Origin of the sequence: Stenotrophomonas maltophilia, from assembly GCF_004920835.1 — a bacterium.
GTDB classification, from domain to species: domain Bacteria; phylum Pseudomonadota; class Gammaproteobacteria; order Xanthomonadales; family Xanthomonadaceae; genus Stenotrophomonas; species Stenotrophomonas maltophilia_AQ.
Genome location: NZ_QFHO01000043.1, coordinates 21299 through 27862 on the forward strand (window position 1 = coordinate 21299; position 6564 = coordinate 27862).

The following is a 6564-nucleotide window of genomic DNA, read 5'->3' on the forward strand; positions in this document are numbered from 1 at the left end:
TCTTACAGGCCGAACAGCATGCGGCCCGGGTTTTCCAGCTGGTTCTTGATGTCCACCAGGAACTGCACCGAGTCCTTGCCGTCGATGATGCGGTGATCGTAGGACATCGCCAGGTACATCATCGGCGCGATCACGACCTGGCCGTTCTGGGCGATCGGACGCTCCTTGATGGCATGCATGCCCAGGATGGCGCTCTGCGGCGGGTTGATGATCGGGGTCGACAGCAGCGAACCGAAGGTGCCGCCGTTGGTCACGGTGAAGGTGCCGCCCTGCAGTTCTTCCAGGCTCAGCTTGCCGTCACGGGCCTTCTTGGCGTAGTCGGCGATGGTGCGTTCGATGTCGGCGAACGACATGCGCTCGACATTGCGCAGCACCGGCGTGACCAGGCCCTTCTCGGTCGACACGGCGATCGAGATGTCCGAGTAGCCGTGGTAGATGATGTCGTCGCCGTCGATGGAGGCATTGACCAGCGGGAAACGCTGCAGCGCGTTGGCGGCGGCCTTCACGAAGAAGCTCATGAAGCCGAGCTTGATGCCGTGTGCCTTGACGAACTCGTCCTGCAGTTCCTTGCGCGCCGCCGACACCTTGGACAGGTCGACTTCGTTGAAGGTGGTCAGCATGGCGGTGGAGTTCTTCGACTCCATCAGGCGCTCGGCGATGCGCTTGCGGATGCGGGTCATCGGCACGCGTTCTTCCGGACGTGCGCCACCGGCCTTGCCGGCGCCGCCGTTGCGGGCGAAGTTGACGATGTCTTCCTTGGTCACCGCGCCGCGACGGCCGGTGCCATCGACGTCGGCCGGATTCACGCCTTCAGTGATGGCAGTGAAGCGGGCGCCCGGCGGCAGCGCGTCGGCGGCCGACTTGGCAGCCGGGGCCGGAGCAGCGGCGGCAGCCGGAGCAGCAGCGGCCGGAGCGGCGGCAGCAGCCGGAGCGGCTTCAGCGGCCGGCGCCGGAGCAGCGGCCACGGCGCCTTCTTCGATGATCGCCACGACCTGGCTGGAGGTCACGGTCGCGCCTTCGGCGAACTTGATTTCCTTGATCACACCATCGACCGGCGACGGCACTTCCAGGACGACCTTGTCGGTTTCCAGGTCAAGCAGGTTTTCGTCGCGCTTGACGGCGTCGCCCACCTTCTTGTGCCAGGTGGCGATGGTGCCGTCGGCGACGGATTCGGGCAGTACCGGGGCTTTGACTTCGGTGGCCATGCGGGAGCTTCCTGGTTTGTCTTCTAAATAGGGGGAGAGTTATTCAGCGAACGAGTCGTTGAACGGGTTGACCAGTGCATCGGCGACCAGCTGCTGCTGTTCGCGGACGTGGTCAGCCATGTGACCGGCAGCCGGCGAAGCCGAACGTGCGCGACCGGCGTAGTGCAGGTTCTGGCCATCGGCCAGGCAGAACTGCAGGTGGTGGCGGATCTGGTACCACGCACCCTGGTTCTGCGGTTCTTCCTGCGTCCACACCACGTCGGTGGCCTTGCCGTACTTCTTCAGTTCGGCAGCCAGCAGCGCACGCGGGAACGGATACAGCTGCTCCACGCGGATGATCGCCACGTCGTCCTGGCCACGCTTGGTCTGGTCTTCCAGCAGGTCGTAGTAGACCTTGCCCGAGCACAGCACCACGCGCTTGACCTTCTTGGCATCGGCATTGGCATCGCCGATCAGGTGCTGGAACTCGCCATTGGCCAGCTCGTCCAGGGTCGACACGGCCAGCTTGTGGCGCAGCAGCGACTTGGGCGACATCACCACCAGCGGCTTGCGGGTGGTCAGGTGCTGCTGGCGACGCAGCATGTGGAAGGCCTGCGCCGGGGTCGACGGCACCACCACCAGCATGTTCTCCAGCGCGCAGAGCTGCAGGAAGCGCTCCAGGCGCGCCGAGCTGTGTTCCGGGCCTTGCCCTTCATAGCCATGCGGCAGCAGCAGGGTCAGGCCGGAAATGCGGCCCCACTTGGCTTCACCGGCGGCGATGAACTGGTCGATCACCACCTGGGCGCCGTTGGCGAAGTCGCCGAACTGGCCTTCCCAGATGCACAGAGTGTTCGGATCGGTGGTCGAGAAGCCGTATTCGTAGGCCATCACCGCTTCTTCGCTGAGCAGCGAATCGATGATGGTGGCCTTCTCCGGCGAATCCACCAGCTGCCGCAGCGGCAGGTAGTAGTTGTCGGTCTTCTGGTCGTGCAGGATCGCGTGGCGGTGGGTGAACGTACCGCGGCCGACGTCCTGGCCGACCAGGCGCAGTGCATTGCCTTCGTCCAGCAGGGTGGCGTAGGCCAGGTTCTCGGCAAAGCCCCAGTCGCCCGGGATCTCGCCAGCGGCCATCTTTCGGCGGTCGTCGTAGACCTTGGACACGCGCGAGTGCAGCTGCACTTCTTCCGGCACGGTGTTGATCAGCTTGGCCAGTTCGACCAGCTTGTTCTTCTCGACCTTGGTCGACACCGGATCGGACAGCTTGCCTTCCAGCAGCTTCGGCCAATCAACGAACAGCGGGCTGGTCGGCGGGGTCTTTTCGACCTTGGCCAGCTCGGTGGTCACTTCACCGGCATCGAGCTTCTCGCGGTACGCATCGACCATCGCCTTGCCGGCGCCGGCGGCGATCACGCCTGCCTTTTCCAGCTGCTCGGCGTACATCTCGCGGGTGGTGGCGTGCTTGCGGATCACCTGGTACATCAGCGGCTGGGTGATCGCCGGCTCGTCGGCCTCGTTGTGGCCCCAACGGCGGTAGCACATCAGGTCGATGACCACGTCCTTGGCGAACTTCTGGCGGAACTCGAACGCCAGCTGCGCGGCGAACACCACCGCTTCGGGATCATCGCCGTTCACGTGCAGCACCGGGGCGGCAATCATCTTCGCCACGTCGGTGGCATAGCGCGTGGAGCGCGTGTCCTGCGGATTGGAGGTGGTGAAGCCGACCTGGTTGTTGACCACGATGTGCACGGTGCCGCCAACGGCGAAGCCGCGGGCCTGCGACATCTGGAACAGCTCCATGACCACGCCCTGGCCGGAGAAGGCCGCGTCGCCGTGGATCAGGATCGGCATCACCTGCTTGCGTGCGGTGTCCTTGCGGCGTTCCTGGCGCGAACGCACCGAGCCGGCAACCACCGGGTCGGCGATTTCCAGGTGCGACGGGTTGAACGCCAGGGCCAGATGCACCGGGCCACCCTCGGTGGCCACGTCGGCGGAGAAGCCCATGTGGTACTTCACATCGCCGGCCGAAGCGTGCTCGTCGTGCTCGAACTTGCCTTCGAATTCGTCGAACAGCTTGCGCGGGTTCTTGCCGAGGGTGTTGACCAGCACGTTCAGGCGGCCGCGGTGGGCCATGCCGATCACCACGTCCTTGACGCCATCCTTGCCGGCGCTGCGGATGATGGTGTCCATCATCGGGATCAGCGAGTCGCCGCCTTCCAGCGAGAAGCGCTTCTGGCCGACGTACTTGGTGTGCAGGTAGCGCTCGAGGCCTTCGGCGGCGGTCAGGCGCTCCAGCGTGCGGCGCTGGGTGTCAGCGTCCAGCTGGTAGTTGCCACCGGCCAGTTCCAGCTTCTTGTAGATCCACTGGCGCTGCTCGACCTCGGAGATGTGCATGAACTCCGCACCGATCGAACCGGTGTAGGTCGCCTTCAGGCGCGCCAGCAGGTCACGCAGCTTCATGCGCGGCTGGCCACCCACGCCGCCGGTGCTGAACTCGCTGTTGAGGTCACCATCGGACAGGTTGTGGAAGGGCAGACCCAGGTCCGGGGTGTTGACCGGAGCAGCCAGGCCCAGCGGATCCAGGCGGGCGTCCAGGTGACCGCGCGAACGGTAGGCGGTGATCAGGCGACCGACATTGCGCTCACGCTCGTCGCCTGCACCGGTACCGGTGCCAGCTTTCAGCGCATCCTTGGCCGCGTCCGCGATGTGGGAGATGACAGCCGAGTGGGGAATGTCACCTGCTTCGCGGCCCTTGAAGCCGTCGAAGTAGGTTTTCCATTTGGGATCGACACTATCCGGGGAGACCAGGTACTGCTCGTACAGGTCCTCGACATAGGAGGCGTTGCCGCCGGCGAGTTGCGAAGATTGCGCAAACTGCTTCAGTTGATTGTCCACGATGGAGGGTGCTGATTCGCTTTGTGGGGTATGGCTTCAGAAGGACCCGGCACGAAGATGAATAGCCATGCACGGGCGCGTTCAAACAGCCAAATTGTACCCCCAACCGGACACGAAGGGGCACCACCAAGGGCATCGCGCGTCCCCGGTGCCGCTTCCAGACAGGTTGGATCAGCTGCGCCGGCTCAGATGCCGAGCGCGCGCAGTTCGCTGCAATCGCGCGAACGGTCCCAGACGCGCTGCAATTGCTGCTCGAACGGCTGCGAACGTGCCGGTAGCGCGATGCCGGCCTCGCCGTCGAGCTGGTGCCCGATCAGACGAAAGTAGAAGTCGCCGGCATCGTTGAGCAGGCAGGCCGAGGCCAGCGCACGGTCGACCGGGTCGGTGACCTCGCGGAACTGGATCACGCTTGGCAGGCGCTGGGCCAGCGCCAGCAGCGGCGCGCCGGCCGAGGCGATAGCGGCCGCATCGTGCACGATCACCCGCAGCTGCTTGTCGTGGCGGGCGGTGACGAAGCGACGCAGGGCCGCCTGCACCGGCGGCGCATCCAGCAGGCCCGGATCCAGCTGGCGGCTGTGCAGCCACAGCTGCCGGCGGGCGCGATGGACGATGGCGGTGGTGATGGCCAGCGCCTCGGCGCGGCTGTCGATGGCGCTGGCGGCACTCAGCCGGCGGCGCATCTGCTGGTGGCCGATGCCGGCCTCCTCGAACACCTCGCCCTCGGGCAGGAAGCCCTGGCGCGCATAGAAATCGCGGGCGGGCAGCTGGGCGTGCAGGTGCAGCTCGGCCAGGCCGAGCCGCCGCCCGGCCTCGACCAGCGCCTCCAGCAGAGCCTCGCCCACCCCGTGGCTGCGATGGCTGGCCAGTACCGCCATACGGCCGATGCGGCCGTCCGGGGCCAGTCGGCCGGTGCCGACCGGCTGCCCGTCGCCATCCAGCGCCAGCACATGGGCGCTGACCGGGTCCAGCGCGTCGCGCTCCAGTTCGGCGGCGATGCCCTGTTCCTGCACGAACACGCGCTGGCGCACGTCGTGGAGAGCGGCATGGGCATCGGCGTGGCTGACCTGCTGGACCCGGATCACGGTCATGGCTCAGCCGCGGCCGTCGTCGCTGTCGTCTTCCTCGTCGTCCTCAAAGTTGACGATGACCTCGATGCCGTCGTCGTGCACGGTCACGGAGTGGACATCGTCGGACACCGCGTCGGCGTCGATCACATCCACGCGGTCACGGCCTTCGACGACTTCGCCGAGCACCACGGCATCCTCATCGTCATCCTCGTCTTCGGCCTCATACATCTCGTTCGGGTCGATCAGCTGGAACACACCGCCGACCAGCAGCTGCTGGACCGCAGCGCGGCCCTTGTCGGACAGGCCGCGGTAAGCGGTGGCATCCAGCTGTTCGGCACCGGCAAGGCGCTGGGCGTCCTTGACCGGCAGCGCGAAGTCCTGGCCGCTGACATACAGGCTGGCGCCACGCTTGGCCCGCCGCCAGGCCAGGCGGGCCCACGGGTGGCGCTGCAGCAACAGTCCGGAGGCCAGCGCCTCGACCACTTCCTCCGGGGCCGGAGCAGCCTGGTGGGGCATCACTTCGCCGGCGGCACGGTAGGTGGTGATGAAGCGGCCGAACCAGTCGCCCAGCTTGTCCGGGTCGTTCATGCGGATGGCGTTGAGCGCGGTGATCACCCGTGCCATCGCCACGGTATCGATTTCGTTCGGGTCGGCCGGCACCTTCAGATCGGCATCCTGGTAACGGATGTTCTCGTCGGCATCGGCGATCAGGGTGTCGAGGTAGTCGCTGATCAGCTCGGCCGAGGACGGCGCGCGCATGCCGAACGAGAAGGTCAGGCAGGGGTCTTCGGCGACGCCATGGTGCGGCACGTTCGGCGGCAGGTACAGCATGTCGCCCGGCGCCAGCACCCAATCGTGGGTCGGCTTGAACACCTTCAGCAGCTTCAGCTCCACGTCGGGGCGGAAGCCCAGCGGCGGCTGCTTGCCCTTGATCGATTCATTGGCATCGATCTGCCAGCGACGGTGGCCCTGGGCCTGCAGCAGGAACACGTCGTACTGGTCGACGTGGGCGCCGACCGAGCCACCGGTGGCGGCGAAGCTGATCATCACATCATCCATGCGCCAGCGCGGCAGGAAGCTGAAGTGTTCGATCAGCGCGCGCACGTCCTTGTCCCACTTGTCCACGTCCTGCACCAGCAGGGTCCAGTCGCGGTCGGGCAGGGCGGGGAAGATCTCTTCCTGGAACGGGCCGGTACGCACGCGCCAGCCGTCCTGGGTCTTGTCATGCTCGATCAGGCGCGCTAGCACGCCTTCTTCGCAGGCCAGTCCGGCCAGGTCTTCCGGCTGCACCGGGGTCTGGAAATCCGGGAAGGCGTTGCGGATCAGCAGCGGGCGTTTCTGCCAGAAGTCACGCAGGAAGGTGGCCGGCGCCATGCCCAGCGGCTGGCCGGGGCGGGCGGTGACTTCGATCAGGGGGGCGG

General features: G+C 66.3%; 4 protein-coding genes. All 4 read right to left on the reverse strand.

The annotated features are described in order from the left end of the window. Positions 1-2 precede the first annotated feature (2 nt). The gene (sucB, locus tag DI041_RS20050) at positions 3-1205 is read right to left on the reverse strand and encodes a dihydrolipoyllysine-residue succinyltransferase (RefSeq protein WP_012511581.1); all 1203 of its coding nucleotides are present in this window, start codon (positions 1203-1205) and stop codon (positions 3-5) included. A gap of 39 nt (positions 1206-1244) precedes the next feature. Beyond that, positions 1245-4076, reverse strand: coding sequence for a 2-oxoglutarate dehydrogenase E1 component (locus DI041_RS20055; RefSeq protein ID WP_136639878.1), 2832 nt, complete (start codon positions 4074-4076; stop codon positions 1245-1247). A gap of 185 nt (positions 4077-4261) precedes the next feature. Next, entirely contained in the window at positions 4262-5158 is an 897-nt protein-coding gene (locus tag DI041_RS20060) for a GNAT family N-acetyltransferase (protein WP_136639879.1), read from the reverse strand. A 9-nt stretch (positions 5159-5167) separates the two neighbouring features. Then, a partial coding sequence (locus DI041_RS20065) for a ribosomal protein uL16 3-hydroxylase (RefSeq protein ID WP_136640149.1) occupies positions 5168-6564 on the reverse strand: 1397 nt, incomplete at its 5' end.